General features: G+C 50.9%; 17 protein-coding genes. 9 read left to right on the top strand and 8 right to left on the bottom strand.

Annotation, left to right across the window (positions count from 1 at the left end):
• Positions 1–52: 52 nt before the first annotated feature.
• Positions 53–1,306: a multidrug efflux MFS transporter YnfM/SxtP(Kp) gene (ynfM, locus tag OGY68_RS17560; RefSeq protein ID WP_003832886.1), complete on the top strand. Its 1,254-nt coding sequence runs from the start codon at positions 53–55 to the stop codon at positions 1,304–1,306.
• 33 nt (positions 1,307–1,339) lie between these two features.
• On the opposite strand, the gene OGY68_RS17555 is transcribed toward ynfM, so the two are convergent.
• The 3 genes from OGY68_RS17555 to OGY68_RS17545 all read right to left on the bottom strand — a co-directional run bounded on the left by OGY68_RS17555 (position 1,340) and on the right by OGY68_RS17545 (position 4,379).
• On the bottom strand, positions 1,340–2,026 hold the full coding sequence (locus OGY68_RS17555) for a CPBP family intramembrane glutamic endopeptidase (protein ID WP_057068954.1): 687 nt from the start codon (positions 2,024–2,026) through the stop codon (positions 1,340–1,342).
• A gap of 143 nt (positions 2,027–2,169) precedes the next feature.
• Positions 2,170–3,660 (bottom strand): sensor histidine kinase, encoded by a 1,491-nt coding sequence (locus tag OGY68_RS17550; RefSeq protein ID WP_057068952.1) that lies wholly within the window; start codon positions 3,658–3,660, stop codon positions 2,170–2,172.
• On the bottom strand, positions 3,657–4,379 hold the full coding sequence (locus OGY68_RS17545) for a winged helix-turn-helix domain-containing protein (protein ID WP_057068963.1): 723 nt from the start codon (positions 4,377–4,379) through the stop codon (positions 3,657–3,659). Before OGY68_RS17545 ends, OGY68_RS17550 begins: the two co-directional genes overlap by 4 nt.
• 189 nt (positions 4,380–4,568) lie before the next feature.
• On the opposite strand from OGY68_RS17545, the gene msrP reads away from it, so the two are divergent.
• The 6 genes from msrP (at position 4,569) to OGY68_RS17520 (ending at position 9,360) form a co-directional block, all read left to right on the top strand.
• Entirely contained in the window at positions 4,569–5,573 is a 1,005-nt protein-coding gene (gene msrP / locus OGY68_RS17540) for a protein-methionine-sulfoxide reductase catalytic subunit MsrP (RefSeq protein ID WP_057068949.1), read from the top strand.
• Positions 5,574–6,200 (top strand): protein-methionine-sulfoxide reductase heme-binding subunit MsrQ, encoded by a 627-nt coding sequence (gene msrQ, locus OGY68_RS17535; protein ID WP_057068948.1) that lies wholly within the window; start codon positions 5,574–5,576, stop codon positions 6,198–6,200.
• A gap of 47 nt (positions 6,201–6,247) precedes the next feature.
• On the top strand, positions 6,248–7,735 hold the full coding sequence (locus tag OGY68_RS17530) for a carboxypeptidase M32 (RefSeq protein WP_057068946.1): 1,488 nt from the start codon (positions 6,248–6,250) through the stop codon (positions 7,733–7,735).
• 137 nt (positions 7,736–7,872) lie between these two features.
• Entirely contained in the window at positions 7,873–8,268 is a 396-nt protein-coding gene (asr, locus tag OGY68_RS17525; protein WP_048214236.1) for an acid resistance repetitive basic protein Asr, read from the top strand.
• An 86-nt stretch (positions 8,269–8,354) separates the two neighbouring features.
• Positions 8,355–8,438, top strand: coding sequence for a small membrane protein YdgU (gene ydgU, locus OGY68_RS22970; RefSeq protein ID WP_049259791.1), 84 nt, complete (start codon positions 8,355–8,357; stop codon positions 8,436–8,438).
• A gap of 100 nt (positions 8,439–8,538) precedes the next feature.
• On the top strand, positions 8,539–9,360 hold the full coding sequence (locus OGY68_RS17520; RefSeq protein WP_057068944.1) for a trypsin-like serine peptidase: 822 nt from the start codon (positions 8,539–8,541) through the stop codon (positions 9,358–9,360).
• A 34-nt stretch (positions 9,361–9,394) separates the two neighbouring features.
• On the opposite strand, the gene mdtI is transcribed toward OGY68_RS17520, so the two are convergent.
• From mdtI to OGY68_RS22965, 3 genes are all read right to left on the bottom strand, one after another.
• On the bottom strand, positions 9,395–9,724 hold the full coding sequence (mdtI, locus tag OGY68_RS17515) for a multidrug/spermidine efflux SMR transporter subunit MdtI (protein WP_008784713.1): 330 nt from the start codon (positions 9,722–9,724) through the stop codon (positions 9,395–9,397).
• Positions 9,711–10,076, bottom strand: coding sequence for a multidrug/spermidine efflux SMR transporter subunit MdtJ (gene mdtJ, locus OGY68_RS17510; protein ID WP_162623449.1), 366 nt, complete (start codon positions 10,074–10,076; stop codon positions 9,711–9,713). The genes mdtI and mdtJ overlap by 14 nt, the downstream gene beginning before the upstream one ends.
• 107 nt (positions 10,077–10,183) lie before the next feature.
• Positions 10,184–10,354, bottom strand: a complete 171-nt coding sequence (locus OGY68_RS22965) for a protein YdgV (RefSeq protein ID WP_087050578.1) — start codon at positions 10,352–10,354, stop codon at positions 10,184–10,186.
• A gap of 138 nt (positions 10,355–10,492) precedes the next feature.
• Between OGY68_RS22965 and OGY68_RS17505 the strand changes: the two genes are divergently transcribed.
• Entirely contained in the window at positions 10,493–11,527 is a 1,035-nt protein-coding gene (locus tag OGY68_RS17505) for an AI-2E family transporter (protein ID WP_003832866.1), read from the top strand.
• A gap of 31 nt (positions 11,528–11,558) precedes the next feature.
• On the opposite strand, the gene OGY68_RS17500 is transcribed toward OGY68_RS17505, so the two are convergent.
• Positions 11,559–12,755, bottom strand: a complete 1,197-nt coding sequence (locus tag OGY68_RS17500) for a multidrug effflux MFS transporter (RefSeq protein ID WP_286617293.1) — start codon at positions 12,753–12,755, stop codon at positions 11,559–11,561.
• Positions 12,756–13,017: 262 nt separating this feature from the next.
• On the opposite strand from OGY68_RS17500, the gene OGY68_RS17495 reads away from it, so the two are divergent.
• On the top strand, positions 13,018–13,869 hold the full coding sequence (locus tag OGY68_RS17495; protein WP_057068941.1) for an aldo/keto reductase: 852 nt from the start codon (positions 13,018–13,020) through the stop codon (positions 13,867–13,869).
• Positions 13,870–13,910: 41 nt separating this feature from the next.
• Here OGY68_RS17495 and pntB read toward each other — a convergent pair whose 3' ends face one another.
• Entirely contained in the window at positions 13,911–15,299 is a 1,389-nt protein-coding gene (gene pntB / locus OGY68_RS17490; protein ID WP_003832859.1) for a Re/Si-specific NAD(P)(+) transhydrogenase subunit beta, read from the bottom strand.
• Positions 15,300–15,303 lie beyond the last annotated feature (4 nt).

Here is a 15,303-nt window from a genome sequence, read left to right as displayed (position 1 = left end):
CATACTCTTAAGGCTGGTCCTGTAGACGTAATTGAATGAGCAAGGATTTCAAGTGAGCCGTACAACAACTGTCGATACCGCGCCAACAAGCGATGTTGATGAACAGATAGTTACCCCGCCGGATGGATTTATCAAACGCGGAACATCCCCATTTATGCGCGTCACGCTGGCGCTGTTTTCCGCCGGACTGGCGACTTTTGCCCTCCTCTATTGCGTACAACCCATACTACCAGTGCTCTCGCACGAGTTTGGGGTCTCTCCCGCCAGCAGCAGTATCTCGCTTTCCATCTCGACGGCGATGCTGGCGATAGGGTTACTGTTTACCGGCCCACTTTCAGATGCTATTGGCCGCAAGCCGGTGATGGTTACCGCGCTGCTGCTCGCCTCTTGTTGTACGCTGCTTTCAACGATGATGACCAGCTGGCACGGTATTTTAATCATGCGTGCTCTGATAGGACTTTCACTGAGCGGCGTCGCGGCGGTAGGGATGACCTATCTGAGTGAAGAAATTCATCCTAGTTTCGTCGCCTTCTCAATGGGCCTGTATATCAGCGGTAACTCAATTGGCGGAATGAGTGGTCGCTTGATCAGCGGCGTGTTTACCGACTTTTTTAACTGGCGTATCGCGCTGGCGGCGATCGGCTGTTTTGCCCTTGCCTCTGCGCTGATGTTCTGGAAAATCTTACCGGAATCCCGTCATTTCAGACCTACGTCGCTGCGCCCGAAAACGTTGTTTATCAACTTCCGTTTGCACTGGCGCGACAAAGGTTTGCCGCTGCTGTTTGCGGAAGGTTTTTTACTGATGGGATCGTTTGTCACGCTGTTTAATTACATCGGCTACCGCCTGATGCTCTCCCCGTGGGAGCTCAGCCAGGCGGTGGTAGGTTTGTTATCTGTGGCGTATCTGACCGGGACCTGGAGTTCGCCAAAGGCGGGTTCTATGACCACTCGTTATGGCCGTGGCCCGGTAATGCTCTTTTCAACAGGCGTGATGCTGGTTGGACTTTTGATGACCCTGTTCACATCGCTATGGCTGATCTTCGCCGGGATGCTGCTCTTTTCAGCCGGGTTCTTTGCCGCGCACTCCGTAGCAAGCAGTTGGATTGGACCACGAGCAAAACGCGCTAAAGGCCAGGCTTCTTCCCTGTATCTGTTCAGCTATTATCTGGGATCCAGTATTGCCGGTACGCTGGGCGGTGTGTTCTGGCACAGCTATGGCTGGAACGGCGTGGGCGGATTTATCGCCCTGATGCTGGTGTTGGCGTTGCTGGTCGGTGCGCGTTTGCACCATCGACTGCACGTATAATCCACGATGCCCGGGTTCCGGGCATCACCTTCATCACCCTGGCTGTAACGTCTGAGCCGCGATCTGCAGAGCAATAACCGTCCCGTTCATCACTATATGCAGCAAAATTGGCATCAACAGACCGTTGCTTTTCAGTCTGGCCAGGATCAACACCTGCGACACAAGAAACAACATCAGCAACGTGCGTAGATCCACATACTGCGTATGCATGATGGCAAAAATGACCGATACCACCACTGACGACAGCCAGGTTTTATTATTGAACCAGTACTGGAACGCGTTGAATAAACAGCCTCTGAAAACAATTTCTTCATAAACTGGCGCGATAAATATCAGGGTCAACGTAGATAACCACAACGCATAACTACTTAAGGATATTTGGCTGGTCACCCACGCTTCGGTTTGTCTGAGCCCCAAAATCAATGGCAGGATAAGCTGAATAAACAGCAGCCCCGCGAACAAAATGGCAAACCACCTGGCGTTGAAAATGCCTTTGCCCAGTCCCTCTCTTTTTCTAAAGAAGAAGTAATACAGCGGAACCAGCACTATAAATTCCAGCGCAAACAGCAGCGGAAAAAGTAACCCTTTGGCAAGCAGGTCCTGACTCGCGGGGAAAAACAACGGGGTAAACGTGAGGCCAAACATCAGTAAAAACATTGAAAAGCAGCCAGCAACTGCTTTAGTCCTGGCGATATACAGGTTGTCGGCATCCTGTGACATACGATCTCCTTGCGCTCATCGAAGATAAGTTGATGAATTACCTATGCATGATAAAAATTCTCATTATCACTGACAACCTACCAACTTTTACGCAATGCCCATGAGTACAATACCAAAACCCTCTTTACTCCGGAACTTCACCGTCAACTACTCAGAGGAGAATCCGCCAGCGGCAACGAGAAACGGAAGCAGGCCCCTGCCGTTGAGCTAACCAGATGTATATCTCCTCCATGCAGTTCGAGCATTCTACGCACGATCAGTAAGCCCAGGCCGCCGCGCTCGGCCCGCTGCTCACGGGGAATTAACGCGGTCGGGCGCTGAAACAATACTTCTCGCACAGCTTCTTCTACCCCTGGCCCGCTGTCCTGCACTTCGGCTAACAAACGGTCTTCATCACGCCAGACTTTTAGCCGCACTTCGCCTCCGTCAGGCGTATGACGGATAGCGTTATCCAGCAAATTCGTCACGACTCTTTCTATCATCGATAAATCGGCATTCACCAGCGGTAACGGCCCCGTTACGTCAAGGTGCAACTGCAAATGACGCGTGGCAACAGGGAGATCAAATTTCTGTGCCACATCCTGGATCAATTCACCAATAGCAAAACGTTCACGCTGCGGTTTTATACCGCCATGCTCCAGCCTTGCCAGCTCAAACAGCTGTTGTGACAGATGACGAACTTTATGCCCCTGGCGCAGCGCGATGCTAAGATAATGCCGGTTTTCCTCCGGCGTCATCGTATCGGCTTTCAGCGACAGCATTTCCAGATATCCCAACAGTGAAGTCAACGGCGTGCGTAAATCGTGCGAAATATTGGCAATAAACTCTCTGCGCTGACGATCGCTGTCTGCTAATAAATCCCACTGCTGGGCAATTTTCTGCGCTAACTCGATAAACGCATTGTTCAGCAGCGCTATTTCATTCTCCGGTACCGGTTCGGGATTTTTTTGTGCCAATTGTTTGATGACGGTAATGCTGTCCTTCTCCAGTTTTACCACCTGACCGGTTAGCCTTTTCACTGGATTCGTCACCCATCGCCACACCAGAAAACCTGCAATTCCACCGGCTAATAAAACCAGTATTAACGTCCAGGCCACGGTATTCCAGAGTGTTTTTTGCCAGGCGGTATTCGCCAGCATATTCAGATCTTCGCCCTGCAGAATAATGTACAAATAGCCATGTAGCTCACCGTTATATAAAACTGGCGCGGCGCTGAATACCTTTTGCTGGCTGCTACGCGGATCGTTGCCATAGACAGGCAACGCATCTGAGTTAAGGAAATCCTGTATCGGCTGTACGCTAATTTTCTGCCGCTGGATATGCCCCGGCGGTGCGGCATCAGCAAGTATTTCACCTGACGGTGAAATCAGATACAGCTCCACGCTGGGGTTGAGCGTCATCAGGTGATTAAACAATCCTTTTAAGGTCTGGCGATTAATCTGCCCGCTGGCATCAATAAGCGACTCACTTTTGACAATCTTGCTCGCCAACTCCAGCGAGAGCCTTTGCACCATGGCGTCGCCATACTGTTTACTGCTGCGGATCTGGACAACACTGACGGTAACCGCACAAATCAGCATAATGGCGGTAAAGACGAGGGTCAGACGCTGGCTCAGCGACAGGCGATAAATCATGGCTGATGCTCCGCGTTAACCGCAGCAAGCTTATAGCCTCGTCCCCAAACCGTGAGAATAATTTCCGGCTCGGCAGCATCCTTTTCAATTTTGGTCCGCAGGCGATTAATATGACTGTTCACCGTATGCTCATACCCTTCATGCTGGTAGCCCCACACCTGATCTAACAGCGCCTGACGCGAAAAGACCTCGCCTGGATGACGGGCGAAAAAATAGAGCAGATCGAATTCGCGCGGCGTTAAATCGAGGGATTTACCATGCAGCCGGACTTCCCGTGCTAATGGGTCAATCTCTACGCCATGAACGGTGATAATCCCCGCCTCCAAACGTAGGTTCTGACTCATCGCTTCCTGACGACGAAACAATGCCTTTACCCGGGCCATCAACTCCAGCACCGAGAAAGGTTTGGCCAGATAATCATCGGCACCCATCTCCAGCCCCAATACACGGTGCGTTTCGCTGGTGCGGGCGCTGATGATAATGACGGGCAAATAAAAACTCATTTGGCGAATGCGACGACAAATCTCCAGCCCGTCGACACCCGGCAGCATCAGATCGAGGATAACGGCATCCCAGACGTGTTTCTCCAGTTGTTCAAGCGCACGAGCTCCGTCTGCCTCATGAACAATCTCGTAACCCTCATCCTTCAGGCTAAGCTGCAAAAGTGAGGCAATATCGCTGTCATCTTCCACCAAAAATATCTTTTTCGCGCCTGCCATCAGTGTCATCCCCCTCTCGTCATGCTGAAAGCTTACCTCAGGCAAGGGGCGGAAGTTATCACAAAATTTTTAACTTTTCGTGAGGATCCAGGGATACGCATACGCGCAGTATGTCGTTATAGACACGTCAGGCATAAACAGGGAAACGTCGCTTTGTTTTCCTTAACATGAAAATAAAAAGGAAAAGTTATGCAGAAAAAACGTCCACTTCGGGAAGCTGATGTTACAGCCGAATCAGTTTTTTTTATGCAACGACGACAAATCCTCAAAGCACTTGGGATAGGCGCGGCGGCGGCCACGCTGCCTTACCCAACACAGGCTAATTTGTTGGATTGGTTTAAAGGCAACGATCGTCCACCCGCACCCGCAGGCAAAGCGCTCGAATTTACTAAGCCCGAACGCTGGCAAAACAGCCTGTCTCTGACGCCAGAAGACAAGGTGACGGGCTACAACAACTTCTATGAATTTGGTCTGGATAAAGCCGATCCTGCCGCCAAGGCCGGTAGTCTGAAAACCGATCCCTGGACGTTAACCATCAGCGGTGAGGTCAACAAACCTTTAACCTTAGATCATGATGCGCTGACCACACGCTTTCCATTAGAAGAGCGTATTTATCGGATGCGTTGCGTTGAGGCCTGGTCAATGGTTGTGCCGTGGGTGGGTTTTCCGTTGCATAAATTACTGGCGCTGGTTGAGCCAACCAGTCACGCCAAATATGTTGCCTTTGAAACACGCTACGCCCCTGATGAAATGCCGGGTCAGAAAGACCGTTTTATTGGCGGTGGGTTGAAATATCCCTATGTCGAAGGTCTTCGTTTGGATGAGGCTATGCACCCGCTCACACTTCTCACCGTAGGCGTATATGGCAAAGCATTGCCGCCGCAAAACGGGGCGCCGATACGCCTGACCGTACCCTGGAAATACGGCTTCAAGGGCATTAAATCGATAGTCAGTATCAAGCTGACGCGTGAACAGCCACCGACGACCTGGAATATGTCAGCACCGAATGAATACGGATTTTACGCCAACGTAAATCCTCAGGTGGATCACCCTCGCTGGTCTCAGGCTACTGAGCGTTTTATCGGTTCGGGTGGCATTCTCGATGTACAGCGACAGCCCACGTTACCTTTTAATGGTTATGCCGATGAGGTGGCATCGTTATATCAGGGCATGGATCTTCGGGAGTATTTTTAAGTGAGGTTGACTGCAAAACAGATAACCGGCCTGAAAGTGCTGCTGCATCTCGCCGGTTTTTTACCCCTGCTATGGCTCTTCTGGGCCGCGCAGCATGGCGGGTTAGGCGCCGACCCGGGAAAAGATATCCAGCACTTTACGGGCATTACCGCGCTGAAGTTTTTGCTGGCTACCCTGCTGGTATCGCCGCTTGCGCGCTATGCAAAGCAGCCTTTGTTGTTTCGTACCCGGCGGTTGTTAGGTTTATGGTGCTTTGCATGGGCCACACTGCATATAACCAGCTATGCTCTGCTGGAACTGGGTATACAAAACCTGGGATTGTTGGGTCGTGAACTGGTTTCACGCCCATGGCTAATGCTGGGTACGGCCGGTTGGATTATCTTATTCCTGTTGACGTTGACCTCGACACAAGCCGCTCAGCGTAAAATGGGCAAACGCTGGCAAACATTGCACAACTACGTCTACCTGGCCGCCATTTTGCTACCGCTGCATTATCTGTGGTCGGTAAAAGTGCTATCACCGCTCCCTATTATCTACGCCATCTGTTTTGTGGTTCTGCTGGCTTTTCGCTATAAAAAGCTGTTACGGAAAACCGGGTACAAAGGTGTGTTTATGAAAAGTGAGTGAATCACGGTAAACTTCTTAACCACACCTAAACAGAACGAGAACAAAAAATGAGTAACAATGATAATTACCATCAGCTCACCCGCACGTTCCAGCGGCTCTCTCGCTTCTCCCACCTCTCGGCAATCGCCAGTTGGGACATGTTTACCATGATGCCGCCAGGAGGCAGTAAAGCCCGAGGCGAAGCGCTGGCCGAGCTGAGCGTGCTTGAGCACCAACTGTTAACCGATCCGAAAGTGGCAATGTGGATCGCCGCAGCGCAACAGGAAGATCTCAACGATGTAGAACAGGCGAACCTGCGCGAAATGTCGCGATTGCATCACCAGGCATCCTTGTTGCCCGAATCGTTGGTAGAAGCAAAATCTCTTGCGGGAAGCCGCTGTGAGCATGCCTGGCGTAGCCAGCGACCAGCTAATGACTGGGAAGGATTTTCCGATAACCTGAAAGAAGTTGTGAAGTACAGCCGCGAAGAAGCCCGACTGCGCGCAGAAGCTAAAGGTTGTTCGCCGTATGACGCGCTACTGGACATCTTTGAACCAGGAATGACCAGCGCTCAGTTGGATGTCCTTTTCGCAGACGTTAAAAGCTGGCTGCCCGATCTGCTAAACAAGGTGGTGGCAAAGCAGTCTCAACAATCGCTCATCGCCCCAGTAGGTCCCTTCCCATCAGCTGTACAGCGAGAGCTGGGTCTTGAAACAATGGCACAGCTAGGTTTCGACTTTACCGCTGGTCGGCTGGATATCAGTGCACATCCTTTCTGTGGCGGCGTACCAGAAGATGTTCGCATTACCACCCGCTATGATGAAAACGAATTACTCAGCGCACTGTTTGGCGTGATCCATGAAACCGGTCATGCGCGCTATGAGCAAAACCTGCCACGCAGCTGGTCTGGGCAACCTATTGCTCTGGCACGCTCAACCGCCATTCATGAGTCCCAGAGTCTGTTCTTTGAGATGCAACTGGGACGCAGTAAAGCCTTTCTGATGCGGTTGATTCCGGCTGTAACGCGCCACTTTGGCGATCAGGCAGCGTTTGAAGAAAGCAATTTCATCGCCTGGAACCAGCAGGTCAAACCCGGGTTTATCCGTGTTGATGCCGACGAGGTAAGCTATCCCGCTCACGTGATCCTGCGTTATGAAATCGAACGTGCGCTTATTAATGGCGATATTGAAGTGGATGATATCCCGGCATTGTGGAACGAGAAAATGCAGGCCTGGCTGGGGCTGTCAACGATCGGAAACTACCGTAACGGTTGTATGCAGGATATTCACTGGACTGACGGCGGCTTTGGCTACTTCCCTTCCTATACCTTAGGCGCCATGTATGCAGCGCAGTTGTTCAGTGCCGCTAACCGCGCATTGCCTGATTTGAATCAGTCTATTGCCCAAGGTGAGTTTGGTGCCCTGTTTGACTGGTTACGTCAGAACATCTGGCAGCATGGCAGCCGCTTTACTACTGAACAGCTTATTACCCAGGCGACCGGGGAGCCGCTCAGCAGCCGTTATTTCCGTTCTCATCTGGAAGCCCGCTATTTGTAATCTCATACCGTGAGTCATTGTACATATCGTTACACGCCGAAACCAATGACTCACGGAAGCCCTGTGTTTACAGCGATATAGTTATTTCAACGGCCCCGCAGTGGGGTTGAATGAAAAACCAAATCGAGGGTATGAGAATGAAAAAAGTATTAGCTCTGGTTGTTGCCGCTGCTATGGGTCTGTCTTCTGCTGCGTTTGCTGCTGAGACAACTGCTACTACCGCTCCGACTGCTGCTGCAACCACCAAAGCAGCGCCGGCAAAAACCACGCATCATAAAAAACAGCACAAAGCAGCGCCGCAGAAAGCGCAGGCTGCCAAGAAACACGCTAAAAAATCCACCACTAAACCGGCTGTAGAACAAAAAGCGCCAGAGCAGAAAGCTCAGGCTGCTAAAAAACACACCAAAAAAGCAGCAACCAAGCCAGCAGCAGAACAAAAAGCACCAGAGCAGAAAGCTCAGGCCGCTAAAAAACACACCAAAAAAGCCGTAAAACACGACACCGCTAAACCAGCAGCTCAACCTGCAGCATAACGCATTTGTAGTTACTATGGCGTCCCCCACGCCATAGCATACGGCGCTAGATCGACCTGATGTAGCGCCGCCTTTCGGAGGGTAAAATGGTGTCACATTACCGCTTTGAGTTCATTCTTATTACTCTGATAATTTGCGCCCTTATTGCCATGCATTTTTATCTTTCCTGAGTGTAGTTATCTGATTTTACTCCCACTTTCTCGCCGTCCCGTCTATAGTATTAACTGAGGGTTTGCTGTTTATAATCATAATTCCCCACCAGAGTGTGATATGCATAAAACCATTGCTGTATTACTGGGCTCAATTTGTTTTTTTCCTGTTGTTGCGCATGCGGATCAGCCAGCAACGACCACCGCTGAAGCAGAAAGCATAAAAACGCTGTTTTTTGGTCATGACGATCGCACGAAAGTAACGGACCCAACGCAATCACCGTGGGACGCTATCGGACAACTGGAAACCGCCAGTGGTAATCTGTGTACCGCCACGCTCATTTCACCGCATCTGGCCCTGACTGCCGGACACTGCTTGCTCGCTCCACCGAAAGGCAAACCGGATAAAGCCGTCGCGTTACGCTTTGTGTCGAAAAAGGGTGTCTGGCGCTATGAAATCCATGGAATCGAAGGACGGGTTGATCCCTCACTCGGTAAGCGTTTGAAAGCCGATGGCGATGGCTGGATTGTGCCGCCATCAGCAGCCCCGTGGGATTTTGGTCTGGTGGTGCTGCGTTACCCGCCTTCCGGAATCACGCCCCTACCATTATTTGAAGGTGATAAAGCGGCGTTAACCGCGGCGTTGAAAACCGCCGATCGCAAAGTCACACAGTCGGGCTATCCGGAAGATCATCTGGACGATTTGTACACCCATCAGGATTGCGTGGTGACCGGCTGGGCGCAGAATACCGTCTTGTCGCACCAGTGCGACACGCTCCCGGGCGACAGCGGTTCACCGTTGATGCTGAAGACAGATTCAAGCTGGCAGTTGATTGGCGTACAAAGCTCCGCTCCGGCGGCGAAAGATCGCTGGCGAGCCGATAATCGCGCCATATCCGTGACCGGTTTTCGCGATAAGCTGGAAGAGTTGGCGCAGGAGTAACATATGCTGCCCGCATTAACGGGCAGCACGGATATCAGGCAAGTTTAATCATCACCATTCCGGCCAGCAGCAGCGCCACGCCGATCCAGCCTTTATTATTCAGGCGCTGACCAAACAACACCCAACCAGCCGCTAACGTCGCGGCAATCCCAAACCCGCCCCACAAAGCGTAGGCAACAGAAAGGTCAATACCTTTTACCGCCTGCGACAGCGCGCTAAAGGCCGCTAACACGGCAGCCAGCGACAGCACGCCATAAACCTTGCGGCGAAATCCATCAGAAAATTTCAAAAAGACGTTAGCGACTATTTCCAGCACGATGGCCATGCCAAGCCAGGCACCATGAACCCACTCAAACTGCTGCATGGGTCACCTCTTTGCTCGTTTTGGCAGGTTTTCGAGTACCAGACTTGATCAGCACAATGCCTAATACCAGCGAGACCAGTCCAGCCACTTTCATCGTGGACAAGGTTTCGTCAAATAACAACACACTAAACAGCGTAATAAATAAAATACCGATACCTTCCCACAAGGCATAGGCCACACCAAGGGCAATTTTTTTAACAGCGAAACTAAGAAAAATATATGATAAGGCGATCATTACCAGCATTAAAATAAAGCCTGAATTACCATGGCCAACGCTTGCCCATTTCATTGACAGCGTACCAGTAATTTCAGCCGCGATGGCCAGACCTAATAATATCCAGTAAAACATGATGCTTCTCCTGCTTGAGAATATAGTCCTTTAGGCCTACTGCATGCAGTAAACCAAAAAATAAAATTAGTTAGCTCAGCGCACAGCGCCAGCTCAGGCAGAAGAAGGGACTAAAGCGCGTTGCGCCAGTGTTGCTCACCCGCAAGCAAGAAAGTAGAGGAGGTACGAAGAAGTGTAGGTAAACGCAAAAACATCCTGAACATATTGTCCATAATATTACAATTATCCGCAGTGTTGCTTCTCATCATCGCGGATGATAATTGTCCTCGGTAGTTAAACACAGATGATTTGTATCATAGCTTCAAGACGAACTCAAAGTCTTTTCACTTCTTTACCTGCCCCGTTTGATTTTTGTTATAACGGCTCGACGCAAATCACATTATTATGCAGATTCAAAAATGAAAAATGCGGGAATACACATGGCGAAACCGATCATCACGCTTAACGGTCTAAAAATAGTCATTATGCTGGGCATGCTGGTTATCATCCTGAGCGGTATTCGCTTTGCCGCAGATATCATCGTCCCCTTTATTCTGGCGTTATTTATAGCCGTTGTGCTCAATCCCGTGGTGCAGCGGATGGTCAAGCTTCGCATACCGCGCGTAATTGCGGTGTCATTGCTTATCGTTATTATTGTAATGTTAATGGTGCTGCTGTTGGCGTATTTAGGTACATCCTTAAATGAACTTGCGCGAACGCTACCGCAATATCGCTCTTCACTGGTTATCCCACTAAAAAATCTTGAACCATGGTTACAACGCGCAGGGATCGGCGTTTCCGTGGACGAGCTCGTCAAATATATCGATCCTAACGCGGCAATGACGCTGGTGACCAATTTACTGGCGCAGCTTTCAAATGCTATGTCATCGATATTTTTACTGCTACTGACGGTAGTTTTTATGCTGCTGGAAGTACCGCAACTGCCCAACAAACTCAAACAAATGATGAGTCGCCCCATTGAAGGTATGGCGGCGATTCAACGCGCCATCGACAGCGTCTCCCACTATCTGGTGCTTAAAACGGCAATCAGCATTGTGACCGGGTTGGTCGCCTGGGGCATGCTTGCTGCATTGGATGTGCGCTTTGCCTTTGTCTGGGGATTACTGGCCTTCGCCCTGAACTACATCCCTAATATCGGTTCTGTATTGGCGGCCATTCCCCCTATTGCTCAGGTGCTGGCATTCAGCGGTCTTTACGATGCGCTGGTGGTTCTGGCAGGCTATCTGGTCATCAACCTGGTATTCGGGAATATCCTCGAGCCGCGGATCATGGGCCGCGGGCTGGGGCTGTCCACGCTGGTAGTATTTCTGTCGTTAATCTTCTGGGGCTGGTTGCTCGGTCCCGTGGGGATGCTGCTTTCTGTGCCGCTGACCATCATCGTGAAAATCGCGCTTGAGCAAACCAACGGCGGTCAAAGTATTGCCGTACTACTTAGCGATCTGAACAAAGAATGAGTTTTCGCCCCGCCATTGCGGGGCATTTCCTTTATCGTTTCACGCGGAAAGCCAAAACGGCGCTTAACAGCGTAAATAGCGCTATTATCCACGCCATGGTCCAGGGCGTGCCATCACTGAAGGCGGCCAGCAGCAACGATGAGATAATACCGCTGCCATATTGCAACGCGCCAATCAGCGCCGAAGCTGAACCCGCAATGTTCGGTACCGCGTCCAACGCCGCGGCAGTCGACGTCGCGGCAATAATGCCATTCATCGAGAACAGCAGAAAAATGGAAACGATAATGGCAACAATTCCGCCTGACTCCAGCTTAACCAGCAGTGCAAGCGCCACTGCGGCCAGCGCCGCCAGCATCGTCGCATATTTCAGCAGTTGTTCCAGAGCATGTCGTTGAACCAGACGACGGTTAACCACGCTCATCGCCATAACACCGATAATGTTTAGCGCAAACAACCAGCCGTAATGCTGTGGATCAACATGGTAATAGCTAATATAAACAAACGGTGACCCGGTAATAAACGCGTACGCACCGACGTAATAAAACGTCAGGCTCAGGGTATAGCGCATAAAACGCCCATTCGTTAACAACGAGCGGTAATTACGAAATGCGCCAGCCAAAGAGGCTTTCACTCGTTTATCTTCCGGCAATGTTTCGGGCAGCCAGTTTAGGGAGATAAACATCAGCGCACCAATCACCACCAGCAGCCAAAAAATTGAGTGCCAGGTGCTCAGGCGAATAATTTGCCCGACAATCAACGGTCCGGCGATTGGCGCAATCGCCATCACCAACACCAGGGTCGAGAGCATTTGCGCCGCACGAGTACGTGCAAAGAGATCGCGGATCATCGCTCGCGCCAGCATAGGTCCGGTACAGGCTCCAAGCGCCTGAAATACCCGCCAGAAAACAATTTGCGTGATACTTGTAGACAGCGCACACCCTGCGGAACCAATGATAAATAGCACCATGCCGATAAACAGCGGCTTGCGCCGCCCCATATGATCGCTAATCGGCCCCCAAATCAACTGTGCGATAGTAAAACCAATTAAGAAACCAGTAATCGTCAGCTCAACATTGCCATGTAAATCCTCGGCCATCGTCGGCATTGCTGGAAGATAAATATCGGTAGAAAGCGATGTAAAGGCCATCAGGCCACTGAGGATCAGAATAAAAGTAAGACCGGTCTGGCTTGCGGTAGTTACCGGTGAGGCATGTTCACGTGTACGCATAGTGCCCTGTCATGTTCTAAAAAGTCAGGTCGCAGTATATAGACAACGTATTGCCGTGATTAGACGGTTAAAACCGCATGAGTTTATGAACTGAAATCATGAATGGTGAAATCATATGCGTCATATTTTGTGACTGACTTCCAATAATTACCTTTCAGAAATGAATTCTACTCATAGGTCCATGCGAATTTCACAGACTAATCGTATCAACACAGATTTGCTAATCTGCAGCCAATGCAACGATGATGCTCAGGAGAACCCAATGAATACAACAGTTCTGAATAACGGTGTTGAGATGCCCCTGCTCGGATTTGGCGTTTATCAAATGACCGATGCCAGCGAATGTGAGCAAGCCGTACGGGATGCCATTGATACAGGATATCGCCTGATTGATACCGCTGCCTCCTACCAGAATGAAACTCAGGTCGGCAATGCACTTAAGCAAAGCGGAGTCCCCCGCGAGGCGCTTTTTATGACTACCAAACTGTGGTTACAGGATACCAACTATGCAGGCGCAAAGGCGCAATTCGCACGTTCTCTGCAACGGCTTCAACTGGATTATATTGACCTTTATTTGATTCATCAGCCCTATGGCGATGTGCACGGTGCCTGGCGCGCGATGGAAGAATTATATGAAGAAGGGAAAATCCGCGCGATTGGCGTGAGTAACTTTCATCCGGATCGTCTGGCGGATTTAATCGCTTTCAATCGCATTATTCCAGCCGTTAACCAGATTGAGGTGAATCCTTTTCATCAGCAACCGCATGCCGTAGCCTGGATGCAGAGCCGGAATATTCAACCACAAGCCTGGGCGCCGTTCGCTGAAGGACGCAATGACCTGTTTCAGAACCCGGTCTTATCGGCTATTGGTGAAAAATATGGCAAAAGCGTTGGTCAAGTCGTGCTGCGTTGGATTTATCAACGTGGGATAATTTCGCTGGCGAAAACCGTGCGTAAAACGCGGATGGCCGAGAATATTCAGGTGCTGGACTTTGCCCTAACGGCGGAAGAGATGACGCAAATTGCCGCGATGGACAGCGGAACCAGCGCGTTCTTCTCGCATCGCGATCCGGCTCGTGTGGAATGGATCACCCAACGTAAACTGGATGTTTAAAAAAACGGCCTCCGCAGAGGCCGTCTTACTTTTACTGGCAATTACAGCGCTTTCAGGATCGCATCCACGCTGGCTTTGGCATCGCCAAACAGCATATGGGTGTTATCTTTAAAGAACAGCGGGTTCTGCACACCTGCATAGCCGGTGTTCATTGAACGTTTGAACACAATTACGTTCTGTGCTTTCCACACTTCCAGCACCGGCATGCCGGCGATCGGGCTGCGCGGGTCATCCTGCGCCGCCGGGTTTACCGTGTCGTTGGCACCAATGACCAGCACGGTATCGGTATCGGCGAAATCATCGTTGATCTCATCCATTTCCAGCACGATGTCATAAGGTACTTTGGCTTCCGCCAGCAGCACGTTCATATGACCTGGCAAGCGCCCTGCTACCGGGTGAATACCAAAACGCACTTTGATGCCGCGCGCGCGAAGTTTCTCAGTAATTTCCGCGACCGGATACTGTGCCTGAGCCACTGCCATGCCGTAGCCCGGGGTGATGATCACGGAGTGCGAGTTCTTCAGCATTTCTGCTGTGTCTTCCGCAGTAATCTCACGATGTTCACCAACTTCTTCATCAGATCCGGTAGAAGAACCGTCAGAACCAAAGCCGCCCGCAATAACGCTGAAAAATGAACGGTTCATCGCCTTACACATAATGTAAGACAGGATTGCACCAGAAGAACCGACCAGCGCACCGGTAACGATCAGCAGATCGTTGCTCAGCATAAAGCCCGCCGCCGCCGCCGCCCATCCTGAATAGGAGTTAAGCATTGAAACAACAACCGGCATATCCGCACCGCCAATGGACGCCACCAGATGCCAGCCAAAAGCCAGTGCAATAATGGTCATCACCAGCAGCGCCAGAACCTGCAGGCCCACGCTTTCGGTACGAACAAACACCACCAGCAGCAGGAAAGAAACAACCAGCGCCGCCAGGTTCATTTTGTGACGATTCGGCAGCATCAGCGGTTTAGAGGAGATCTTGCCGCGCAGTTTGCCAAAGGCCACCACAGAACCGGTAAAGGTCACCGCACCGATGAAGATACCCAGGAACACTTCCGTCAGGTGAATGTTCACCAGAATCGGCTCCAGGCCCGTATCGTGATACAGGTAGCTGTTGAACCCCACCAGTACCGCAGCCAGACCGACGAAGCTGTGCAGAATCGCCACCAGCTCCGGCATCTCGGTCATTTCGACTTTCTTCGCCAGACGAATACCAATCGCGCCGCCGATGATCATCGCTACCAGGATCCACGCAACGTTGCCGGTATCCGGGCCAAAAATCGTAGCAATCAGCGCAATCGCCATCCCGGCGATGCCGTAGTTGTTACCCTGCTGAGAGGTTTCGTGTTTCGAAAGCCCCGCCAGACTAAAAATAAACAGGATCGCGGCAACAATGTATGCAGCTGTAACTAATCCTCCAGACATATGT

Source organism: Citrobacter sp. Cpo065, assembly GCF_030332805.1.
Taxonomy (GTDB): domain Bacteria; phylum Pseudomonadota; class Gammaproteobacteria; order Enterobacterales; family Enterobacteriaceae; genus Citrobacter; species Citrobacter portucalensis.
The sequence above is the reverse complement of the archived record's forward strand: the minus strand, read 5'-3'. Positions and strand labels throughout refer to the sequence as shown.

Bases quoted from the DNA above. Each gene is read 5' to 3' on its own strand.
- msrP (WP_057068949.1), top strand. From the start codon at position 4,569: ATGCAGAAAAAACGTCCACTTCGGGAAGCTGATGTTACAGCCGAATCA.
- OGY68_RS17520 (WP_057068944.1), top strand. From the start codon at position 8,539: ATGCATAAAACCATTGCTGTATTACTGGGCTCAATTTGTTTTTTTCCT.
- OGY68_RS17530 (WP_057068946.1), top strand. From the start codon at position 6,248: ATGAGTAACAATGATAATTACCATCAGCTCACCCGCACGTTCCAGCGG.
- OGY68_RS17495 (WP_057068941.1), top strand. From the start codon at position 13,018: ATGAATACAACAGTTCTGAATAACGGTGTTGAGATGCCCCTGCTCGGA.
- OGY68_RS17505 (WP_003832866.1), top strand. From the start codon at position 10,493: ATGGCGAAACCGATCATCACGCTTAACGGTCTAAAAATAGTCATTATG.
- OGY68_RS17545 (WP_057068963.1), bottom strand. From the start codon at position 4,379: ATGGCAGGCGCGAAAAAGATATTTTTGGTGGAAGATGACAGCGATATT.
- OGY68_RS17550 (WP_057068952.1), bottom strand. From the start codon at position 3,660: ATGATTTATCGCCTGTCGCTGAGCCAGCGTCTGACCCTCGTCTTTACC.
- OGY68_RS17500 (WP_286617293.1), bottom strand. From the start codon at position 12,755: ATGCGTACACGTGAACATGCCTCACCGGTAACTACCGCAAGCCAGACC.
- mdtI (WP_008784713.1), bottom strand. From the start codon at position 9,724: ATGCAGCAGTTTGAGTGGGTTCATGGTGCCTGGCTTGGCATGGCCATC.
- ydgU (WP_049259791.1), top strand. From the start codon at position 8,355: ATGGTGTCACATTACCGCTTTGAGTTCATTCTTATTACTCTGATAATT.
- OGY68_RS17555 (WP_057068954.1), bottom strand. From the start codon at position 2,026: ATGTCACAGGATGCCGACAACCTGTATATCGCCAGGACTAAAGCAGTT.
- asr (WP_048214236.1), top strand. From the start codon at position 7,873: ATGAAAAAAGTATTAGCTCTGGTTGTTGCCGCTGCTATGGGTCTGTCT.
- pntB (WP_003832859.1), bottom strand. From the start codon at position 15,299: ATGTCTGGAGGATTAGTTACAGCTGCATACATTGTTGCCGCGATCCTG.